The sequence below is a fragment of the Bradyrhizobium sp. BLXBL-03 genome, from assembly GCF_051853015.1.
Lineage (GTDB): Bacteria > Pseudomonadota > Alphaproteobacteria > Rhizobiales > Xanthobacteraceae > Bradyrhizobium > Bradyrhizobium manausense.
Map to the genome: position 1 here is coordinate 5,864,248 of NZ_CP182470.1, position 19,472 is coordinate 5,883,719.

The 19,472-nt window shown below is 65.3% G+C and carries 18 protein-coding genes; 11 read left to right on the forward strand and 7 right to left on the reverse strand.

Features of this window, described 5'->3' with window-relative positions:
* The first annotated feature begins 37 nt into the window (after positions 1–37).
* The gene (locus tag ACNJX9_RS28105) at positions 38–1,453 is read left to right on the forward strand and encodes an amidase (protein ID WP_439405248.1); all 1,416 of its coding nucleotides are present in this window, start codon (positions 38–40) and stop codon (positions 1,451–1,453) included.
* A gap of 66 nt (positions 1,454–1,519) precedes the next feature.
* On the opposite strand, the gene ACNJX9_RS28110 is transcribed toward ACNJX9_RS28105, so the two are convergent.
* Together ACNJX9_RS28110 and ACNJX9_RS28115 are read right to left on the reverse strand one after the other, a co-directional pair.
* Positions 1,520–2,623: an amino acid ABC transporter permease gene (locus ACNJX9_RS28110; protein WP_439405249.1), complete on the reverse strand. Its 1,104-nt coding sequence runs from the start codon at positions 2,621–2,623 to the stop codon at positions 1,520–1,522.
* Between the two features lie 2 nt (positions 2,624–2,625).
* On the reverse strand, positions 2,626–3,813 hold the full coding sequence (locus ACNJX9_RS28115) for an amino acid ABC transporter permease (RefSeq protein WP_439405251.1): 1,188 nt from the start codon (positions 3,811–3,813) through the stop codon (positions 2,626–2,628).
* A gap of 87 nt (positions 3,814–3,900) precedes the next feature.
* Here ACNJX9_RS28115 and ACNJX9_RS28120 point away from each other — a divergent pair, with 87 nt between their 5' ends.
* The 4 genes from ACNJX9_RS28120 to ACNJX9_RS28135 all read left to right on the forward strand — a co-directional run bounded on the left by ACNJX9_RS28120 (position 3,901) and on the right by ACNJX9_RS28135 (position 7,974).
* Positions 3,901–4,773, forward strand: a complete 873-nt coding sequence (locus ACNJX9_RS28120) for a MurR/RpiR family transcriptional regulator (RefSeq protein ID WP_439405253.1) — start codon at positions 3,901–3,903, stop codon at positions 4,771–4,773.
* Positions 4,774–4,776: 3 nt separating this feature from the next.
* Positions 4,777–6,126, forward strand: a complete 1,350-nt coding sequence (locus ACNJX9_RS28125; RefSeq protein WP_439405254.1) for an aspartate aminotransferase family protein — start codon at positions 4,777–4,779, stop codon at positions 6,124–6,126.
* A 12-nt stretch (positions 6,127–6,138) separates the two neighbouring features.
* Positions 6,139–7,152 (forward strand): amino acid ABC transporter substrate-binding protein, encoded by a 1,014-nt coding sequence (locus tag ACNJX9_RS28130; protein ID WP_057753177.1) that lies wholly within the window; start codon positions 6,139–6,141, stop codon positions 7,150–7,152.
* Positions 7,153–7,323: 171 nt separating this feature from the next.
* Positions 7,324–7,974, forward strand: a complete 651-nt coding sequence (locus ACNJX9_RS28135; protein ID WP_439405256.1) for an aspartate/glutamate racemase family protein — start codon at positions 7,324–7,326, stop codon at positions 7,972–7,974.
* On the opposite strand, the gene ACNJX9_RS28140 is transcribed toward ACNJX9_RS28135, so the two are convergent.
* Entirely contained in the window at positions 7,971–8,618 is a 648-nt protein-coding gene (locus tag ACNJX9_RS28140) for a TetR/AcrR family transcriptional regulator (RefSeq protein ID WP_439405258.1), read from the reverse strand. The genes ACNJX9_RS28135 and ACNJX9_RS28140 overlap by 4 nt on opposite strands.
* Positions 8,619–8,771: 153 nt before the next feature.
* Between ACNJX9_RS28140 and ACNJX9_RS28145 the strand changes: the two genes are divergently transcribed.
* Genes ACNJX9_RS28145 through ACNJX9_RS28165 form a run of 5 tightly spaced genes read left to right on the forward strand, consistent with a single transcriptional unit; the run spans position 8,772 to position 13,539 of the window.
* Positions 8,772–8,981, forward strand: a complete 210-nt coding sequence (locus tag ACNJX9_RS28145) for a ferredoxin (RefSeq protein WP_018648108.1) — start codon at positions 8,772–8,774, stop codon at positions 8,979–8,981.
* A 56-nt stretch (positions 8,982–9,037) separates the two neighbouring features.
* Positions 9,038–10,258 carry a cytochrome P450 gene (locus tag ACNJX9_RS28150; protein ID WP_057753184.1) on the forward strand — a complete coding sequence of 407 codons (1,221 nt, stop codon included), beginning with the start codon at positions 9,038–9,040 and terminating at the stop codon, positions 10,256–10,258.
* A gap of 33 nt (positions 10,259–10,291) precedes the next feature.
* A complete protein-coding gene (locus ACNJX9_RS28155; protein ID WP_057753186.1) occupies positions 10,292–11,614 on the forward strand; it encodes an MFS transporter in 1,323 nt (440 codons plus the stop codon).
* 17 nt (positions 11,615–11,631) lie between these two features.
* Positions 11,632–12,291 carry a sulfite oxidase-like oxidoreductase gene (locus ACNJX9_RS28160; protein WP_439405260.1) on the forward strand — a complete coding sequence of 220 codons (660 nt, stop codon included), beginning with the start codon at positions 11,632–11,634 and terminating at the stop codon, positions 12,289–12,291.
* A 24-nt stretch (positions 12,292–12,315) separates the two neighbouring features.
* Positions 12,316–13,539 (forward strand): bifunctional alpha/beta hydrolase/OsmC family protein, encoded by a 1,224-nt coding sequence (locus ACNJX9_RS28165; RefSeq protein ID WP_439405262.1) that lies wholly within the window; start codon positions 12,316–12,318, stop codon positions 13,537–13,539.
* On the opposite strand, the gene ACNJX9_RS28170 is transcribed toward ACNJX9_RS28165, so the two are convergent.
* Entirely contained in the window at positions 13,536–14,966 is a 1,431-nt protein-coding gene (locus tag ACNJX9_RS28170) for a PLP-dependent aminotransferase family protein (RefSeq protein WP_439410143.1), read from the reverse strand. The genes ACNJX9_RS28165 and ACNJX9_RS28170 overlap by 4 nt on opposite strands.
* Positions 14,967–15,066: 100 nt before the next feature.
* On the opposite strand from ACNJX9_RS28170, the gene ACNJX9_RS28175 reads away from it, so the two are divergent.
* Positions 15,067–15,984 (forward strand): DMT family transporter, encoded by a 918-nt coding sequence (locus ACNJX9_RS28175; RefSeq protein ID WP_220000830.1) that lies wholly within the window; start codon positions 15,067–15,069, stop codon positions 15,982–15,984.
* Here ACNJX9_RS28175 and ACNJX9_RS28180 read toward each other — a convergent pair.
* The 3 genes from ACNJX9_RS28180 to paaK form a co-directional block, all read right to left on the reverse strand.
* Positions 15,963–17,018 (reverse strand): YeeE/YedE family protein, encoded by a 1,056-nt coding sequence (locus ACNJX9_RS28180; protein ID WP_439405264.1) that lies wholly within the window; start codon positions 17,016–17,018, stop codon positions 15,963–15,965. The genes ACNJX9_RS28175 and ACNJX9_RS28180 overlap by 22 nt on opposite strands.
* A gap of 2 nt (positions 17,019–17,020) precedes the next feature.
* Positions 17,021–18,025, reverse strand: coding sequence for a quinone oxidoreductase family protein (locus ACNJX9_RS28185; protein WP_439405266.1), 1,005 nt, complete (start codon positions 18,023–18,025; stop codon positions 17,021–17,023).
* A gap of 87 nt (positions 18,026–18,112) precedes the next feature.
* Positions 18,113–19,444, reverse strand: a complete 1,332-nt coding sequence (gene paaK / locus ACNJX9_RS28190) for a phenylacetate--CoA ligase PaaK (RefSeq protein WP_439405268.1) — start codon at positions 19,442–19,444, stop codon at positions 18,113–18,115.
* Positions 19,445–19,472 lie beyond the last annotated feature (28 nt).

The following is a 19,472-nucleotide window of genomic DNA, read 5'->3' on the forward strand; positions in this document are numbered from 1 at the left end:
GCTCGCAAAGACGTACGATAAGCACAGGAGTAAGCACTTGTCTCAAGACCTGATCCGCGAAACCGCGTGCACCGTCGTCGACATCTTGCGCTCCGGCGACGTCTCTCCGCTCGAGCTGCTGGAGGTGCTGGAGAAGCGCGTCAAGGATGTCGACGGCAAGGTGAACGCGTTGCCGATCCTATGCTTCGATCGCGCGCGGACGCACGCGAAGGCGCTGATGCAGAAGCCGGCCGGTGCGCGCGGGCTGCTGGCGGGGCTGCCGGTGCCGATCAAGGACCTGACCGATGTCGCAGGCGTGCTGAACACGCAGGGCTCGCCGATCTTCAAGGACAACATCCCAGTCAAGTCCGACCTCATGGTCGAGAACCTCGAAGCCAATGGCGCGGTGGTCTACGCAAAATCCAACACGCCGGAGTTCGGCGCCGGCGCCAACACCTTCAACGACGTGTTCGGCGCGACGCTCAATCCCTGGGACACGACGAAATCGGCGGCGGGCTCGTCAGGCGGCGCCGCCGTGGCGCTCGCCACCGGCATGGCGTGGCTCGCAGAAGGTTCCGACATGGGCGGCTCCTTGCGCAGCCCGGCGGCTTTCTGCGGCGTTGTCGGCATGCGGCCGAGCATCGGCCGCGTCGCGCATACGCCCAAGTCGGCCATCAACCGCAATCTCGGCGTGGTCGGCCCGATGGCGCGCAACGTCGAGGATCTCGCGCTGCTGTTAGATGCCATGAGCGGCGACTATGCGGAGGATCCGCTCTCGCTGCCGGCACCCACAACCTCGTTCCTGTCGGCGGCGCAGTCGCCCAAAAAGCCGAAACGCATCGCCTATTCGCCCGATCTCGGCATCACACCCGTCGATCCCGAAGTGAAGGCGATCACGCGCAAGGCCGCCGAACGCTTCGCGGAGGCCGGCGCCATCGTCGAGGAGGCGCATCCGGACTGGCGCGAGGCGCATGAATGCTTCCACGTGCTGCGCGCCTTCGATTTCGCCATGACCAAGGCCAATCTGCTGCGCACCAAGCGCGACCTGCTCAAGCCCGAGGTGATCTGGAACATCGAGGAGGGCCTCAAGCTCACGGTCGATCAGCTCGCCCGCGCCGAAGCCCAGCGCGTCGGCATGACCGCGCGCGCGATCGAGTTCTTCAAGACCTACGATCTGCTGCTGACGCCGACCACGATCGTGCCGCCCTTCCCGATCGAGCACCGCTATGTCGCCGAATGCGGCGGCAAGCGGTTCGAGAATTACATCCAGTGGCTCGGCATCGTCTACGCCATCACGCTCGCCTGCTGCCCGTCGCTGTCGCTGCCCTGCGGCTTCACCGCCTCGGGCTTACCGGTGGGTGTCCAGGTCGTCGGCGCACCGCGCGCGGATGCGAAGGTGATCGCCGGCGCGAAGGTGCTGGAGGACATTTTGGGCGTGCGCGGGCAGACGCCGATCGATCCCAGGGTGAAGTAGCCGCTCTCGTGCCCCCGACGCAGCGCAGCGCTCGCGCGCTGCACCTTGTCCGGGACACGAGAAGCCTCACCTTCCCCTCGCCTCCAGGCTGCGGCTGTAGCGCGACATCGCGAAGCAAAAGACGAAATAGATCGCGGCAACGAAAATGTAGACCTCGACCGAAAACTGCTGCCAAGCCGGATCGATGATCGCGGTCTTGGCGGTCGTCAGCAGATCGAAGATGCCGATGATCAGCACCAGGCTGGTGTCCTTGAAGAACGCGATGAAGGTGTTGACCAGCGGCGGGATGACATGGCGGATCGCCTGAGGCAGCACGACCAGGCGATGTTTGCGCCAGTAGGACAGCCCGAGCGCGTCGGCCGCTTCATATTGCCCGCGTGGCACGGCCTGGAGACCGCCGCGGATCACTTCGGCAAGATAGGCCCCTGCGAACAGGATGATCGCGATCTGCGCGCGCAGCAGCTTGTCGATGTTGAACCCCGCGGGCATGAACAGCGGAAACATCACGCTCGCCATGAACAGCAGGCTGACCAGCGGCACGCCGCGGATCAGCTCGACATACAACACCGAGAGCGAACGGATCGCCGGCAGCTTTGAGCGCCGGCCGAGCGCGACCAGAATGCCGAGCGGGAAGCCGAACGCCAATCCGAACGTCGCCAGGATCAGCGTCACCGGCAAGCCGCCCCAGCGATCCTGCGAGACGAACGACAGTCCGAACAGGCCGCCCCACATCAGCACGCTGATCAGCATGAGCGCGCCGATCCAGAGATAGACCAGCTCGCGCCGCCACAGGGCGCGGCGGGTGGAGAGAAAGTACAGCGCGATGAACAGCGCGACCGACAACGCCGGCCGCCACTGCTCGTCGAACGGATAGGTCCCGAACAGGATGAAGCGGTACTTTTCAGGAATGATCGCCCAGCAGGCACCTAAGCCGCGCACGGCCTTGCAGGCGCTGGAATCGTTGGCCGGCGCGAGCCAGACCGCGTTCGCGATGCCCCATTGCACGAAGCTGATCACGCCTTTGGCCAGCACCGCCAGCAGGACGATCGAGAGAATGCCGTTGGCGATCGACGAGAACAGATTGGTGCGCAGCCAGCGCAGCACCGGGTTGCCGATTTGCGGGCGGCGGGCGGCGCGTGGCAGATCCGGCATGTCGGTGATCGCGGTCATGCTCAGCGCTCCGCCAGCGCGATGCGCGCGTTGTACCAGTTCATGAAGAAGCTGATGCCAAGACTGATGGTGAGGAACACGGCCATGATCAGCGAGATCACCTCGATCGCCTGGCCGGTCTGGTTCAGCGTGGTGTTGGCCACCGAGACCACGTCCTGATAGCCGATCGCGACCGCGAGCGAGGAGTTCTTGGTCAAATTGAGATATTGGCTCGTCATCGGCGGCACGATCACGCGCAGCGCCTGCGGCAGAATGATCTGCCGCAGCATGAAGCTGCGGCGCAAGCCGAGTGCGCTGGCGGCATCCCACTGCCCGCGCGGCACCGATTGGATGCCGCTGCGCACGATCTCGGCGATGAAGGCCGAGGTGTAGGTGACGAGCGCGATCAGCAGCGCAAAATATTCCGGCGCGAGCGTCAGCCCACCGACGAAGTTGAAGCCGCGCAATTGCGGCCATTCGATCGTCCAGGACACGCCGAGCAGCAGCGACACCGTTGATGGCAGTATGACAATGAGGCCGAGCGCAAAGGGCCAGGCCGGACGCGGCTTGCCGTCGCGCATCTGCTGCGCGACCAGCCATCGCCTGATGACAAGGAACGCAATGAAGCCCAGCACGGCCGTGCCGAGCACCCAGAGCTGCGGCGCCAGAATCGGGATCGCCGGCAAGATCAGGCCGCGATTGGAGAGGAACACGCCGTCGACCGGCCGCCACGCCGCGCGTGCGGCCGGCAAGCCCTGCATCAGCACGTACCAGAACAGGAGCTGAAGCAGCAGCGGAATGTCGCGCAGGACTTCGACATAGACGGCGGCAAGTCGCGACAGCAGCCAATTCGCCGACAGCCGCGAGATGCCGATCAGCGTGCCCAGGATGGTCGCGAGCACGATGCCGATGATCGCGACGCGCAGCGTGTTGGCGACGCCGACGACGAAGGCCCAGAGGTAGCTGTCTCTCGGATTATACGCGAGCAGGCTGTCGGCGATCGGCATGCTGGCCTCGCGGCCGAGAAAGGCAAAGCCGGTGGTGATGCGTCGCGCCGACAGGTTGGTGACCGTGTTGGACCAGAGGAAGACGATGACGGCAACGGCAATGCCGACCACCAGCACCTGCCAGAACAGGCCCCTCAATTCGTTTGGCCCGAGCGCGCCAAGGAAACTGCGGCGCGGCGGCGGCCTGGGATCATCTGAGGTCACAGCACAAAAATCCTTCTCGAAAACAGCGATTTCCGGCGGCGCGCATCAACTGTTGCATCAAAATCTATTCCATGCAACAAATGTTTCATGGTCGTATCAGCGAAATCCTCGCCGTTGAGCGAACTGCGCATTGCGTTGCCGTCGCTCCCCCTGCGTTTGCAGGAGGTCGGACGTTTTGTCGCGGCCAACGATTACGACGCCACCACCCGCTCGATGCGTGATCTCGCGGCGGAGGCCGGCGCCGATCCTGCCGCGTTCACGCGTCTTGCCAAGGCGATCGGCTATTCCGGCTGGGACGAATTGCGCGCGGCGCTGACCGAGGCACGGCGGCCGTCCGAGACCTCGCCGTTCTCGGCTCGCGCAAAAGGGCGCCGCCACGGCCCGCATGCCGACGTCACGCTCATCACCGACAAGCTCGAGGCCGAAGCCGCCGGCCTGCCGCGCATCTCCGCTCACGCGATCGCGGACGCGGCCCGCGCGCTGCACGATGCAAACCGAATCTGGATCACCGGTTATCGCAGCTGCCGCAGCGTCGCCGAATTGCTCAACTACGAACTCAGGCTGTTCCGCCCCGAGCAGGTGCAAATCGTCGGCGCCTCCGGCCCCGACGATCTCGATCTCGGCGCGTTCCGTTCCGGCGAGGCCGTGATCGTGATCGGCTTCATGCCCTACACCAATGCCAGCGTCCGCGTCGCACAGGCCGCCTATCACGCCGGCGCAACGCTGATCGCGATCGCCGACAGCCTTGCCGCGCCGATGGCCGAAGGCGCCGATCACGTGCTGCTGTTCGAAGCAGCCTCCTCGCCCGGATTCTTCCCGAGCCTCACCGGCGCGCTCGCGATCGCGCAGTCGCTGGCCGCGGTAACGTTCTCGCTCGGCGGCACGGCCGCCAAGAAGCGCCTTCAGGATACCGAGGCGCGACTCGCTGCAGCCTCCACCTATGTCTCGGAGAAAGGTTGACCCATGAGCACCCGAACCAGCCGCGTGCTGCATCGTTCGCTGCGCGAAACGCCGCCCAAGGCGATCGGCGGCGAAGGCGTTTATCTCTTTGCCGAGGACGGGCGGCGCGTGATCGACGCTTCCGGCGGCGCGGCGGTGTCCTGCCTTGGGCATCAGCATCCGCGTGTGATCGCCGCGATGGCGAAGCAGGCCTCGACGCTCGCTTATGCGCACACTGCGTTCTTCTCCTCCGAGCCGGCCGAGGCGCTCGCCGAAAGGCTCGTCGGCCATGAGCCCGGCGGCCTCGCCTACGCCTATTTCGTCAGCGGCGGATCGGAGGCGATCGAGGCCAGCATCAAGCTCGCGCGGCAATATTTCATCGAGCGCGGCGAACCGCAGCGGCAGCATTTCATCGCACGACGCCAGAGCTATCACGGCAATACGCTCGGCGCGCTCGCCGCCGGCGGCAATGCCTGGCGCCGCGCGCCCTACGCACCGCTGCTCTCGGCCGCCTTCAGCCATGTGACACCGGCGTTTGCGTATCACGAGAAGCGCGACGGCGAATCCGACGCGCAATTCGTGGCGCGCCTCGCCGCGGAGCTCGAAGCGGAGTTTCAGCGGCTTGGCCCCAACACGGTCGCCGCGTTCCTCGCCGAGCCCGTCGTCGGCGCCACCGCCGGCGCGGTGACTGCGCCGGACAGTTACTTCCGAGCTGTGCGCGAGATTTGCGATCGGCACGGCGCGCTGCTCATTCTCGACGAGGTCATGTGCGGCATGGGCCGCACCGGCACCACGCACGCCTGGCAGCAGGAAGGCGTCGCCCCTGATATCCAGGCGATCGCAAAGGGTCTTGGCGGCGGCTATCAGCCGATCGGTGCGATGCTGGCGAGCAGGGCGATCATCGACACCATCCGCGCCGGATCTGGCGCGTTCCAGCATGGCCACACTTATCTCGCACATCCCCTCGCCTGCGCGGCGGCGCTCGCCGTGCAGGACGTGATCCGCGAGGACAATCTGCTCGAGCAAGTGAAGCAGCGCGGCAAGCAGCTCGAGCAGCGGCTCACCGAGCGCTTCGGCAATCACCGCCATGTCGGCGACATCAGGGGACGCGGCCTGTTCTGGGCGATCGAGCTCGTCGCCGATCGCGCCACGCGCACATCTTTCGATCCGGCGCTCAAGCTGAACCACAAGATCAAGGCGGAAGCGTTCGCCAACGGGCTCGGCTGCTATCCCGGCGGCGGCACCGTGGACGGCGTCCGCGGCGACCATGTGCTGCTGGCGCCACCTTATATCGCGTCTGCAGATGAGATCGACCAGATCGTCGACAAGCTCGGCACGAGCGTCGACAACGTGTTGAGTAGTGTCAATCATTGAGGGGAGAGTAGCATGATGAGGAAAGTGGTTATCGCAGCTTGCGTGCTCGCGGCGACGACGGTGGTCGCCCAGGCGGCGACGCTCGATACGGTCAAGAGCCGCGGCACGCTGGTGTGCGGCGTCAGCGCCGGCTTTGCCGGCTTCTCGGCACCGGATTCTCAGGGCAATTACAAGGGCCTTGACGTCGACTATTGCCGCGCGCTCGCCGCCGGTGTGCTCGGCGATCCCAACAAGGTGCGCTATGTCGCGCTGACCGCACAGAACCGCTTCACGGCGCTGCAGTCCGGCGAGATCGACGTGCTCTACCGCAATTCGACGCAGACGTACCTGCGCGGCGTGACGCTTGGCCTGCGCCAGGGTCCGATCAATTTCTACGACGGCCAGGGCTTTGTCGTGAAGAAGGACCTCGGCGTGAAGGAGATCAAGGATCTCAAGGGCGCCACCGTCTGCGTCGCGCAGGGCACCACGCACGAGGTCACGCTCGGCGATTACGGCCGCGCCAACGGCATCGACTGGAAGCCGCTGGTGTTCGACCGCGTCGACACCATGTACCAGACCTTCTTCGGCGGTCGCTGCGATGCCATGACCCAGGACGCCTCGGCGCTCGCCGGCGCGGTGACGACCGCGGCGCCGAACCCGGCCGACTACGTCGTGCTGCCGCAGACCATCAGCAAGGAGCCGCTCGGCCCCTTCACCCGCAATGGCGACGAGGTCTGGAGCGACATCATCACCTGGCTGCACTACGGCCTGATCGAAGCCGAGGAGCTCGGCGTCACCCAGGCCAATGTCGACGAGATGACGAAGTCGCAGACGCCCGCCATCCAGCGGCTGCTCGGCACCACCGGCGATCTCGGCTCGCGGCTTGGTCTCGACAACAAATGGCTGGTCACGGCGATCAAGGCCACCGGCAATTACGGCGAGATCTACGAGCGCAATGTCGGCAAAGCGAGCCCGCTCAAGCTCGAACGTGGCCTCAACGGCCTCTGGAGCAAGGGCGGCCTGATGTACGCGGTGCCGTTCAAGTAAGGCCGCATGTCCCGGACGCGCTGCGGCGTTCCCGGCGATGCGAAGCATCGTCCGGTACGCCGCTGCGCAGAGCCGCGGACCCAGCAGCTACAATGGGCTCCGGCTCTGCAGCGCAATACTTCGCATTGCGCTGCGTCCGGGGGCACGAGACCTCCCAGGTAGTCACGCTCAATGACGACATCTCCTCGCATCGCCCTGATCCATGCCCTCAAGCACTCCATCGCCCCCATCGAGGCGGCGTTCGCGCAAGCGTGGCCGGAGGCGCGGCTGATGAACCTGCTCGACGACAGCCTGTCGGCGGATCTGGCGCGTGACGGCAAGCTTGGCGACGCCATGACGGAGCGCTTCCTCGCGCTCGGCGATTACGCCGCAGCCACGGGCGCGAACGCGATCCTGTTCACCTGCTCGGCCTTCGGCCCCTGCATCGAAGCGGTCGCGCGCGCACACGCACCGATGCCGGTGCTGAAGCCGAACGAAGCCATGATCGAGCGAGCGGTGACGATGGGCAAGCGCATCGGCTTGCTCTCCACCTTCCCGCCGACGCTGGCCTCGATGCCGCCGGAGTTTCCGGCCTCCGTCCAGATCGTGCCGAAACTCGCCGAGGGCGCGCTGGCCGCACTCGATCGCGGCGACCGCACCACGCATGACCGGCTGATCGTCGAGGCGTCAAAAGACCTGCGCGACTGCGACGTGATCGCACTGGCCCAGTTCAGCATCGCATCATCAGCTCCGCTGGTCGCGGAGGCCACCGGCCGTCCGGTCGTGACGACGCCGGACAGCGCGGTCGAGAAGCTGAAGGGGCTGCTGGAGGCAATGCCTTAAGCGCCCGCCTTCTTGCGTCGCTGCGCGTCCTTGATCGCAACGGCGAGCGCGGCCTTGGTCTCGTTGACGAAATCCTCGACCAGCTCCTCGCGCGTGGCATGCGCGGCCTCGCCGGTGAACAGGCCCTGCGCGGCCAGCATCACCACGCCGTGCAGCGCCGCCCAGATCTTCAGCGCCTGCCGCTCGCGCAAATAGCCGACCGCGGGGGCCTCCAGCGCTTCGATCACGAGCGCAAAAGTCTCCCGCGTGGCCTCGTGCAGCTCGCTGCCCTTGGCCGCGCAAGAGACGGTGCGGGATGCAAACATCAAACGGTAGACGCCGTTACGGCGCAGACCGAAATCGAGCGTCGCCTGCGCCAGCCGTGACAATTTCGATTGCTTCGACGGCTTCGTCATGACTTCGCGCAACATCGCGCTGAACTGCCGGAAGGCCTCGGCGGTCGCCGCGGCCAGCAACGCCTCGCGATCGGCAAAATGTCGGTAGGGTGCCGGCTGGGAGACGCCGAGCTGCTTTGCCAGGGCCTTGATGCTGATCGCTTCCGCCCCGCCCTGCTCCGCCTCGCGCAACGCGGCCTTGATCAGGGCGTCACGGAGATCGCCATGGTGGTAGGTATTCTCGGGCTTGCGGGCGAGTTGCGATCGCATGTTAGGGGCAAGCCTATAAGTTTGCGCTTGACAGGGGAAGCCTGCCGCGAATGTAATAGCATATAACTTAGAATGAGCGGCAAATGCCGCCGACAATAGATTAAGAGGAACGCGCAGCCCTCGGGCTACGCGCACGCGACCGAGGGAGCCGCAATGGCAGAACGACTGAAAGTTCACGTCGATCCCGACAAATGCCAGGGCCATGCACGCTGCAAGGCGCTGGCGCCTGAATTGTTCGAGCTCGACGAATACGGCAACGCCCACGAGGCCGGCGATGGCACAGTTCCGCCAGGGCTCGAAGACAAGGCCTGGCTTGCCAAATCCAACTGCCCGGAAATCGCGATCGATGTGATCGAGGAGTAGCGCGGCGCCTGCCCGCGCGCGCCTTCAGCGAACACGAGCCTCAAGGGATTCTTCCGATGTCCGATGTCAGCCAGCCCGTCGCCCATCCGCCCGTGACCGACTGGGTCAACGATTTCGACCACACCGATCCGCAATGGACGGACGACCCGTTTCCGATCTGGGAGGAGTTGCGCGCCGCGAGTCCGATCGTGCACACCGAGCGCTTCCTCGGTTGCTACATGCCGACGACCTACGAGGCGGTGCGCGCGATCGCCAACGACACCGAGCATTTCTCCTCGCGCCGAATCATCGTTCGCGACGTCCGGCCCGAGGTCGCGAGGAACGCGGCCCCGCCGATCACGTCGGACCCGCCCGTGCACAAGCCGGCCAAGCAATTGCTGCTGCCGCCCTTCACGCCGGATGCGATGAAGAAGCTGGAACCGCGGATGCGGGCGATCTGCAACGAGCTGATCGACGGGTTCATTGCCGACGGCAAGGTCGACGCCGCCGCGCGCTACAGCAAATACATCCCGGTGCGGGCCATCGCCCACATGCTCGGTATTCCCGAAAGCGACAGCGATCTCTTCATCAACTGGATCCACATGATCCTGGAGCTCGGCATCAGGGACGAGACCAAGCTGATGCAGGCCGTGCAGGAGATGAGCGAGTATTTCAGGGGGCATATCGAGGCGCGCCGGTCGAAGCCGACCGACGACCTGATCTCCTATCTGATGAACGCCAAGGACAAGGAGGGCCAGCCGCTGGAAGAGTCGCACGTGCTGGGCTCGCTGCGGCTGCTCCTGATCGCGGGCATCGACACCACCTGGAGCGCGATCGGCTCCTCATTGTGGCATCTCGCCCGGACGCCTGTAGATCGCGCGCGGCTGATCGCCGAGCCAGGTCTGATGCCCACCGCCGTGGAGGAGCTGCTGCGCGCCTATTCGCCTGTCACGATGGCCCGCGAGGTGGTCAAGGACACCACGGTCTCGGGCTGTCCGGTCAAGGCGGGCAACATGGTGCTGCTGTCCTTCCCGGCCGCCAACCGGGACCCAAAAATGTTTCCGGACGCCGACAAGGTCGTGATCGATCGCCGGGAGAACCGCCATGCCGCCTTCGGCCTCGGCATCCACCGCTGCGTCGGTTCCAATCTGGCGCGAATGGAGATGCAGGTTGCGCTGGAGGAATGGCTGAAGCGAATTCCGGACTTCGCCCTCGATCCCGCCGGCACCGTGACCTGGTCGCAGGGCACGGTGCGGGGACCTCGCCAGTTGCCATTTCTGCTGGGAAAGGCGATGTAGGCACCCAGACAACAGACTTCTGGGAGGCCGGACGTGACAGAGCAAGCAATCGAACCGGCCTCTGACCATTTCGACATCGCCGACGCCGAGCGGCGAATCAAGGCGATCTTCATCGGCTCCGTCGGCAATCTCGTCGAGTGGTACGACTTCTACGCCTATACGGCCTTCGCGCTGTATTTCGCCCCGGCCTTCTTTCCCGGCAACGATCCCGTGGTGCAGCAATTCAATGCCGCCGTGATCTTCGCGGCGACCTTCCTGATGCGCCCGCTGGGTGGCTGGCTGTTCGGCTACATCGCCGACCATTTCGGCCGCCGCATTTCGTTGACGCTATCAGTCGTGTTCATGTGCTTCGGCTCGCTGATCATCGCGCTGACACCGACCTACGCGACGATCGGCTTCGCCGCGCCGGTCATCCTGGCGCTCGCCCGGGTCATCGAGGGCCTGAGCTTAGGTGGCGAATACGGCGCCAGCGCCACTTATTTGAGCGAGGTCGCCGATCCCAGGCACCGCGGCTTCTATTCCAGCTTCCAGTACGTCACCCTGATCGGCGGCCAGCTGACCGCGATCATCGTGCTGCTGCTCCTGCAAAAGGTCTTCCTGACGCCCGATCAGCTGAAGGCCTGGGGCTGGCGCATTCCGTTCGCGATCGGCGCGGCGCTCGCGATCGTTGCCGCGGTGATGCGGCGCAATCTGCACGAAACCGAAGCCTTCGAGGAAGCCAAGAGGGTGGTGAAGCCATCAGGCTCGATCACCAATCTGCTGCGCTATCCGCGCGAGCTGCTGCTGGTGGTCGGCCTCACCGCCGGCGGCACCGCCGCGTTCTACACCTTCACCACCTACATGCAGACCTTCGTCAAGCTCTCGGTCGGGCTGACCGAGGACCAGACCACCTTCGTGATCTTCGGCACGCTGGTTTTCGCGACCATCCTCCAGCCGATCTACGGCGCGATCTCCGACAAGATCGGCCGCAAACCGCTTTTGATCTTCTTCGGCGTCGCCGGCACCCTCGCGACCGTGCCGCTGCTGATGACGCTGAAGGAGACCAAATCGCCCTTCATGGCGTTCATCCTGATCAGCTGCGCCTGGCTGTTCGTCGCCGGCTACACCTCGATCAACGCGGTGGTGAAGGCCGAGCTGTTTCCAACCACTGTCCGCGCGCTCGGCGTCGGACTGCCCTACGCCATCACCGTCTCCATCTTCGGCGGCACGGCGCCGGCGATCGCACTCTATTTCAAGACCATCGGGCACGAGCAGTGGTTTTACTACTATCTCGCCGGCATCATCTTCCTGTCGCTGATCATCTATTCCACCATGCGCGACACCAAGCGCGAATCCGCGATGCATCGCCACGAGTAGCTGACTTCGAGTAGACCATGGCCGACGAAACGCCATCCGACAGCAAGCTGACCCGCACCAAGGAGAAATGGGCGCGCGAAGGCCGCTTCCTTACCGGCAAGGTCACGCGCCCTGAAGACCAGCGGTTGCCGCCCGGCCAGCATCTGACAAAGGACTGGCCGGTGCTCGATCTCGGTGTCGTGCCGCCGGTGTCGCGCGAGCGCTGGCGGCTGGACGTCTACGGCGCGATCGATAATCCCATATTCTGGACCTACGCGGAGTTCGCTGCGCAGAAGCAGGAGCAGTTCACTTCCGACATCCATTGCGTCACGACCTGGTCGCGCTACGACAATCAGTGGGAAGGCCTGGCCACGCGTGAGCTGCTCGCGGTCTGCCAGCCGCGCGAGAATGCGCGCTTCGTCGTGTTGCATTGCTATGACGGCTACACCACCAACCTCGCGTTGGAAGACTTTGCCGCCGAGGATGCGCTGCTGGCCCATAGCTGGTCGGGCCAGCCACTGTCGGACGAGCATGGCGGCCCTGTCAGGCTCGTCGTGCCGCATCTGTATTTCTGGAAGAGCGCCAAATGGCTGCAAGCCATCGAATTCGTGACTGAGGATGCGCCGGGCTTTTGGGAAGTCCGCGGCTATCATAATCGCGGCGATCCCTGGGCCGAGCAGCGCTATTCAGGGGACTAGCCTCAAGCAAACAAGGGGGAGCTCATGCCGACCGAACGCTTCCAGTTCACCGGTGAAGGCGGTCATCAGCTCGCGGCGGCGCTCGAACTGCCGGACGGCGAGCCCGCAGCCTACGCACTGTTCGCGCACTGCTTCACCTGCGGCAAGGACACGCTCGCTGCAAAACGCATCTCGGTTGCGCTCGCCGCCAAGGGCATCGCGGTCCTGCGCTTCGACTTCACCGGCCTCGGCTCCAGCGAAGGCGATTTTGCCAATTCGACCTTCACCTCGAACGTCGCCGATCTCGTGCGCGCGGCCGATCATCTCCGCAGGTCCCGCAAGGCGCCGTCGATCCTGATCGGCCATAGCCTGGGCGGCGCCGCGATCCTGGCGGCCGCCGGCAAGATTCCAGAGGCAACAGCCGTCGTCACCATCGCAGCACCGTCCGACCCGGCTCATGTCACCGGCCTGTTCGGGGAACATGTGGATGCGATCCGCGCGCAGGGTGAAGTCGAGGTCTCGCTTGCCGGACGCCCGTTCCGGATCAAGCGCGAATTCCTCGACGACATCGTCGAGCACGAGCTGATGAAGGACATCACCGGCCTGCACAAGGCACTGCTGGTGATGCACTCGCCCGTTGACGACACCGTCGGCATCGAAAATGCGACCAAGATCTTCGTTGCAGCCAGGCATCCCAAGAGCTTCGTCTCGCTCGACCACGCCGATCATCTGCTGACCAGGCCGGCCGATGCGCTCTATGCGGCCGACGTGATCGCGGCCTGGGCCAGCCGCTACATCGACACGGCAAAGACCGCAAAAGCGATCGATCTCCCCGAGGAACCGCGCAAGGTCGTGGTCCAGGAAACCCGCAAGAGCAAGTTCGACCAGTTCATCACCGTCGGGCCGCATCATCTCGTGGCGGACGAGCCGAAAGCGGCTGGCGGCGAGGATGCCGGCCCCGGCCCCTATGATTTCCTGCTGGCGGGCTTAGGCGCCTGCACCTCCATGACCATGCGCCTTTATGCCGACCGCAAATCGTTGCCGCTCGACCGCGTCACCGTCACGCTGAAGCACTCGAAGATCTACGCCAGGGACTGCGCGGAATGCGAGACGCGCGACGGCATGCTCGACCAGATCGAGCGCGAGATCGCGATGGACGGCGCGCTCGATGCCGAGCAGCGCAAGAAGCTGATGGAGATCGCCGACAAGTGCCCGGTGCACCGAACGCTGACCTCGGAGATCCGTATCGTGACCAAGGCCGTGGATTAGAAGCATGCCGCCATCGTTCGCACCGCCGCGCTGATCTCGCTCTCGCGCCAGGCCGCAAAGCCGAGCAGCAGGCCATGATCGCGCGGCTTGCCCAGCGCCAGGCCGGATAGTGCGCGCGCTTCAACGCCGGCGTCGACCAAGCGCTTCACCACCGCCTGATCGGCGCGCCCTCGTTTCAGGCGAGCGACCAGCTGGATGCCGCCCTGGGGCACCTCGACCGTCAGCGCCTCGCCGAGATGGCGTTGCAGCCCGTCGACGAGATGATCGCGCCTGAGATGGTACAGCCGGCGCATCCGGCGCAAATGTGCCAGGAAATGCCCGTCAGTGATGAACTCGGCGAGCGCCTCCTGGATGTGGCTGGATGCGATCAGGCCGATATGCCGCTGCGCAATCTCGAATGTGCTGACCAGCGCCGGAGGCACGACGAGATAGCCGAGCCGGATATCCGACGTCATCGCCTTCGAGAAGGTGCCGACATAGAACACGCGGCCATGGGCATCGAGCCCTTGCAGGGACGGCACCGGGCGGCTGTCATAGTGGAATTCGCCATCGTAGTCGTCCTCGACGATCCATGTCCTGCCGGGCCTGCTTGATCCGAGAAACGCGGTGCGGCGGGCCAGCGACATCAACCGCCCGGTCGGATGCTGATGCGACGGCGTCGTGAAGATGAGTTTCGGCGCGGCCATCCTAGGCATCTGCTGCATGCCCTGCCGATCCAGCCCGATGCCGGTGACGCGCGCACCAGACGCACGAAAGGCGGCGGCCGCGCCGGGATAGCCGGGATCTTCGACAAGGACCTCATCGCCCGGCGTGATGAGCACGGCCGCAATCAAGGTCAGGGCGGCCTGCGCGCTCGGCAGGATCACGATCTGGTCCACGGCTGCGCGAACGCCCCTGCTGGCCGCGAGGTAATGCGCCAGCGCCTGGCGCAGCCGCGCGCGGTTGACGGGACCAAGCTCACGCTTGCCGGCACGCACGGCGCTGCGGCGCAGGCACCGCGCCCAGACCTCGTTCGGAAACTCTCTTGCATCGCCATGGCCCGGACGCAACGGCTTGAGGGGCGCCTGATAGGACATCGGCCAGTCGGTCTGCTTGAGCTTCGAAGCCCAGGCTGAAAGCCGAGGCGTGGCGGAACGGGCCTTCGATGCGGCAACGCCCGTGCCTTCGATCGGTTCGCCGCCGTCGAAGGTCACCACAGGACGACGTCCATGCGATGCGGCGAGATATCCCTCGGCGGCAAGCTGCTCGAACGCATAGGTGACGGTGTTGCGTGAGACACCGAGGTCGCCGGCGAGCCTGCGGCTGGACGGCAGCGCGCGGCCCTTGGCGATGCGGCCGGCCGCGATCAGGCCGCGAAGCTGCCCCGTCAGTTGCGCCACCAGCCCCTGCTCGCCGGCGCGTTTCAGGTCGATCAGGCCGGAGATCATGCTGTCCGAAACTGGCACTTTATTCCTTCCGAATCTGGCACTTTTTCAGGTGCCAGTCCGGATGCTATCCACCGCACCGGACTGCTTCAAGGACCTTGCGATGAACTCTTCCTTGTCTCCCCGCGCCGCCATCGGCCTGTTCCTGATCGTCGTGCTGGCCTGGGGCGTGAACTGGTCGATGACCAAGCAGATCGTGCAGTTCCTTCCGCCGCTATGGACGTCGGCGATCCGGAGCTGGATCGCGCTGGCCGGCTTGTTCGTGATCCTTAAGGCGAGCGACAATCTGGTGATCCCGGAGCGGCGCGACATTCCTGTCATCCTCAGCGTGGCGCTGCTGCACATGACGATATTCTCTGTCCTGGTCGCCGCCGGTGTGCGCTTCCTGCCCGCGAGCAAGGCGATCGTGCTCGGCTACACCACGCCGCTGTGGGTCGCGATATCAGCACCCATGCTCGGCAAGGATACGCTGACCGCACCCAAGCTTGCCGGCGCCTTGTTCGGCCTGGTCGGCCTTGCCGTCATCCTGAATCCCGCCTCGATCGACTGGAGCAATCGCAACGTCCTGCTCGGCGCCGGCATGGTGATCCTCGCCGCGATCTCCTGGGCCGCGAACATCATCTATCTCCGGGCGCATCGCTGGATCGGCTCTCCGCTCCAGCTGCTGATCTGGCAGGTGCTGGTTGCGACCATCGTGCTCACGGCATTGGCCGTCATCACCGATGGCCTGCCGCATGCGGCATGGTCATGGCAGCTGGTGCTGCTGCTGCTGTATTCCGGCCTGATCGGGACGGCGCTGGCCTATTGGGCGATGTCGATGGTCAACAGGAGCATCTCGGCGCTGACGACGGCGCTCGGCACCACGGGGACGCCGCTCGTCGGCATCGCCAGCGCGGCGATCCTGCTGGGCGAGCCGATCGACATCAGCCTCGTCATCGCAGCCGCGCTGATCGTGACCGGCATCGGCCTTGCAACGTTGGGCGATCGGATGTTGCGCCGTCAGGCGACTGCGAGCGGCTGAACGCGCAGGGCTCCGCGCAGGCCCGCCGCCGTGCCGAGCACGATGCCGGCGACTGCGATGAACGAGCCGACCGCAAGCGTCGAGATACCGGTGAGCCCCTGCCCGATCGAGCAGCCGAACGCCATCACGCCGCCGATCCCCATCAGCGCGGCGCCGGTGCCTGAGCGCAGCATGTGACGCGGCGAGGAATAGCCTTCGAGCTTGAAGCGACCGGTGGCGAGCGAGGTGAGCAGGCTGCCCGCGAAGACCCCGCCCACAGTCGCAATGCCGAAGTTCGGCGTCAGCCCGGTCGAGAGCATCGCATATTGCAGACTATCGGCGATCGGGGCGACGAAGGTGAGCGAAGTCACCGGCAGCGGATTGAAGTCGTCCGCACCGAGATAGCCGGTGACGTACCAGCCGCCGGCAACGAGAAGGCCGACGATGACGCCTGCCGCGACCTGGCCCGGCGAGCGGCGAAACGCCGGATGAGCGAACGCGAACAGGATCAGCGCAACGACGATCACAGCCGCGGCCAGCGCGCGCGCAACCACGCCAGTGACACCGAGCGTCGCGAGTACCGACGGCAGCGAATTCGCACCAACTGTGATCTGCGAGGCCTGGACCAGCGCAATGCGCGCCGGCGCGATCAGGCCCTTGAGCGTCATCTGCGCGGCGATGGCGAGCACGATCACCACGACGAAGGAGCGGAGATTGCCGCGGCCGAGCAGCACCAGCGCGCGCGAACCACAGCCGTTCGACAGTACCATGCCGTAGCCGAACAGCAGGCCGCCAAGGAACAGCACCGGCACCGAAAAGGTCGGTTGCAAATAGATCGATTTGCCGAGATCGACCATGCCGCGGCCGGCGAGGAGCTGGCTCGCGGCAATCGCAACCGCGATCGCCAGCGCGTAAGTTCGCACCAGCCGCCCATCCCCCTCCGCCAGCCATCCGCGCATGCTGCTCATCAGGCAGAAGCCGCTGAGCAGGCCGACGCAGCCATAGACAAGGCCGATGACGAGGCCGGCGAGGATGACGAGTTGGGTGGACTCCATGATTACGGCTTCAGGATCACGCGATCGCGCGACGAGCCGGCCACGGCGACATAGGCCTCCTTCGCACGCTCAAGCGGATAGATCGCATTCGCCTTGATCGGGAACGGCTTCAAATGCCCGCTCGCGAAGCCCGATTCCAGATCGCGCAGCACCGCGCCGGTCGCAGCCGAGGACAGGCCGAGCGTGTCGATGCCGACATAGGTGTGCTGGCCGCGATAGAATTCCAGAATGTTGAACTGCACGATGCGGTCAATCGCGGCGATCAGGATCTGGCGACCGCGCAGGCCGAGCGACTTGTGCGCGGCCTGGAAATAGGGATCGCCGACCGTGTTGAAGACGATGTCGGCGCCCTTGCCGCCGGTCAGCTCGCGCACGCGCGTGGCGACATCGGTTGTGGAAGCGTCGATCACCTCGATCGGCGCATTGCTGTGGCCCTCATAGGCCTCCGCCTTGCGCACCACGCCGATGACGCGCGCACCCTGCCAGGTCGCGATCTGCACCGCTGATTGCCCGACCTTGCCGTTGACGCCGAACACCAGCACGGTCTCGCCCGGTTTCGGAACGCCGGCGCGGCGAAAGCCTTCCATCGCGGTGACGAAGGGCACGCCGATGCCGGCGGCCTCCTCCCATGACACCGTGTTCGGCTTCTCCACCACGGCGTCGGCTTCGACGACGAGATGGCTCGCATGCGTGCCGTCGCGGCGGATGCCGAGATCGCCGGAGGAGCCGAACACCTCGTTGCCGACCGTGCCGGCCGGACCGTCGATCACCACGCCGGCGTAGTCGCGGCCCGGCGTGCGCGGGAACACGGCGTAAGGCATCAGCCCGGTCGCAGCCTTGACGTCGGATGGATTGACGGCGGCGGCCTTTACCTCGATCAGCAGATCGTTCGGACCACGCGCGAGCGTGCGACGCTCGACATCAGGGGCAAGCGCAGCAGCGTTTTCGGCCTTGCTGTTGAGGCGAACGCAACGTGCTTCGATGGTCATGGTATCGGCTGGCGACATGGGAAGGGCCCGCGATTTCTCGCCGGCCTTGTCGCCTCTGGGGGCGGTCAAGTCAATCCGTCAACTCAGTCCTTGATCAATCCTTGATCAATCCTTGGGCCGCTTGTCGTAGAGCCGCTTGGCCTTGCCGAGCGAGCGTTCCAGCGTGGCTGGCGCGACCACCTGGACCCTGGAGCTGACGCCGATCGTGTTCTTGATGTGGGTCGAGATCCGGTCGGCATGGTCGACGAGGCCGCGGCCATCCCAGCTCTCGGGCCGAGCCTCGGCGATGATGGTCAGCTCGTCCATGCGGCCTTCGCGGGTCAGCTCCAGGATGAAGTGGCCGCCGCACCAATCGGTCGCGAGCAGCACCTCCTCGATCTGGGTCGGGAACAAATTGACGCCGCGCAGGATGATCATGTCGTCGGAGCGGCCCGTCACCTTCTCCATGCGCCGCATGCCCGGCCGCGCGGTGCCCGGCAGCAGCCGGGTCAGGTCGCGGGTGCGATAGCGGATCACGGGGAACGCTTCCTTGGTCAGCGAGGTGAACACCAGCTCGCCCTTCTCGCCATCAGGCAGCACCGCGCCGGTCTCGGGGTCGATCACTTCGGGGTAGAAATGGTCTTCCCAGATGTGCAACCCGTCCTTGGTCTCGATGCACTCCTGCGCAACACCGGGGCCGATCACCTCGGAGAGGCCGTAGATGTCGGTCGCGTCCATATCGAAGGCGTCCTCGATCTCGCCGCGCATCGCATTGGTCCAGGGCTCGGCGCCGAAGATGCCGATCTTGAGCGAGCATTGGCGCGGATCGAGCTTCTGCCGCTTGAACTCGTCCAGGATCGCCAGCATGTAGCTCGGCGTCACCGTGATGATGTCGGGCCTGAAATCATTGATGAGCTGCACCTGCCGCTCGGTCATGCCACCGGAGATCGGAACCACCGTGCAGCCGAGCCTCTCGGCACCGTAATGCACACCGAGCCCGCCGGTGAACAGGCCATAGCCATAGGCATTGTGGATGATCATGCCGGTGCGGCCGCCGGCGGCGCGGATCGAGCGTGCCATGACGTCCGACCAGGTGTCGATGTCGCGCTGGGTATAACCGACCACGATCGGCTTGCCCGTCGTGCCCGAAGAGGCATGCACGCGCACCAGCTTTTCGCGAGGCACCGCAAACATGTTGAAGGGATAATTGTCGCGGAGGTCCGTCTTCACCGTGAACGGAAATTTCGCGAGATCGGACAGCTCGCGAAAGTCCGAGGGATGCACGCCGGCCTTGTCGAAGGCCTTGCGATAATGTGCGACGTTGTCATAGGCGTGCTTCAGCGACCAGGCCAGCCGCTGCGTCTGCAGTGCCATGATCTCATCGCGTGAGGCGCGCTCATGCGCGTCCATCTCGGCCTTATGGACGTGGCCGCCTTCCTTCAGCTTCGTCGAAGCCATTCTCGTTTCCCCACATATGTGTTGTTCT

What these genes read in the sequence shown, in the direction of transcription:
- ACNJX9_RS28150 (WP_057753184.1), top strand. Translation starts at nt 9,038, where the DNA reads ATGTCCGATGTCAGCCAGCCCGTCGCCCATCCGCCCGTGACCGACTGG.
- ACNJX9_RS28135 (WP_439405256.1), top strand. Translation starts at nt 7,324, where the DNA reads ATGACGACATCTCCTCGCATCGCCCTGATCCATGCCCTCAAGCACTCC.
- ACNJX9_RS28145 (WP_018648108.1), top strand. Translation starts at nt 8,772, where the DNA reads ATGGCAGAACGACTGAAAGTTCACGTCGATCCCGACAAATGCCAGGGC.
- paaK (WP_439405268.1), bottom strand. Translation starts at nt 19,444, where the DNA reads ATGGCTTCGACGAAGCTGAAGGAAGGCGGCCACGTCCATAAGGCCGAG.
- ACNJX9_RS28140 (WP_439405258.1), bottom strand. Translation starts at nt 8,618, where the DNA reads ATGCGATCGCAACTCGCCCGCAAGCCCGAGAATACCTACCACCATGGC.
- ACNJX9_RS28180 (WP_439405264.1), bottom strand. Translation starts at nt 17,018, where the DNA reads ATGGAGTCCACCCAACTCGTCATCCTCGCCGGCCTCGTCATCGGCCTT.
- ACNJX9_RS28165 (WP_439405262.1), top strand. Translation starts at nt 12,316, where the DNA reads ATGCCGACCGAACGCTTCCAGTTCACCGGTGAAGGCGGTCATCAGCTC.
- ACNJX9_RS28130 (WP_057753177.1), top strand. Translation starts at nt 6,139, where the DNA reads ATGATGAGGAAAGTGGTTATCGCAGCTTGCGTGCTCGCGGCGACGACG.
- ACNJX9_RS28120 (WP_439405253.1), top strand. Translation starts at nt 3,901, where the DNA reads ATGGTCGTATCAGCGAAATCCTCGCCGTTGAGCGAACTGCGCATTGCG.
- ACNJX9_RS28185 (WP_439405266.1), bottom strand. Translation starts at nt 18,025, where the DNA reads ATGTCGCCAGCCGATACCATGACCATCGAAGCACGTTGCGTTCGCCTC.
- ACNJX9_RS28160 (WP_439405260.1), top strand. Translation starts at nt 11,632, where the DNA reads ATGGCCGACGAAACGCCATCCGACAGCAAGCTGACCCGCACCAAGGAG.
- ACNJX9_RS28175 (WP_220000830.1), top strand. Translation starts at nt 15,067, where the DNA reads ATGAACTCTTCCTTGTCTCCCCGCGCCGCCATCGGCCTGTTCCTGATC.
- ACNJX9_RS28110 (WP_439405249.1), bottom strand. Translation starts at nt 2,623, where the DNA reads ATGACCGCGATCACCGACATGCCGGATCTGCCACGCGCCGCCCGCCGC.
- ACNJX9_RS28170 (WP_439410143.1), bottom strand. Translation starts at nt 14,966, where the DNA reads ATGATCTCCGGCCTGATCGACCTGAAACGCGCCGGCGAGCAGGGGCTG.
- ACNJX9_RS28125 (WP_439405254.1), top strand. Translation starts at nt 4,777, where the DNA reads ATGAGCACCCGAACCAGCCGCGTGCTGCATCGTTCGCTGCGCGAAACG.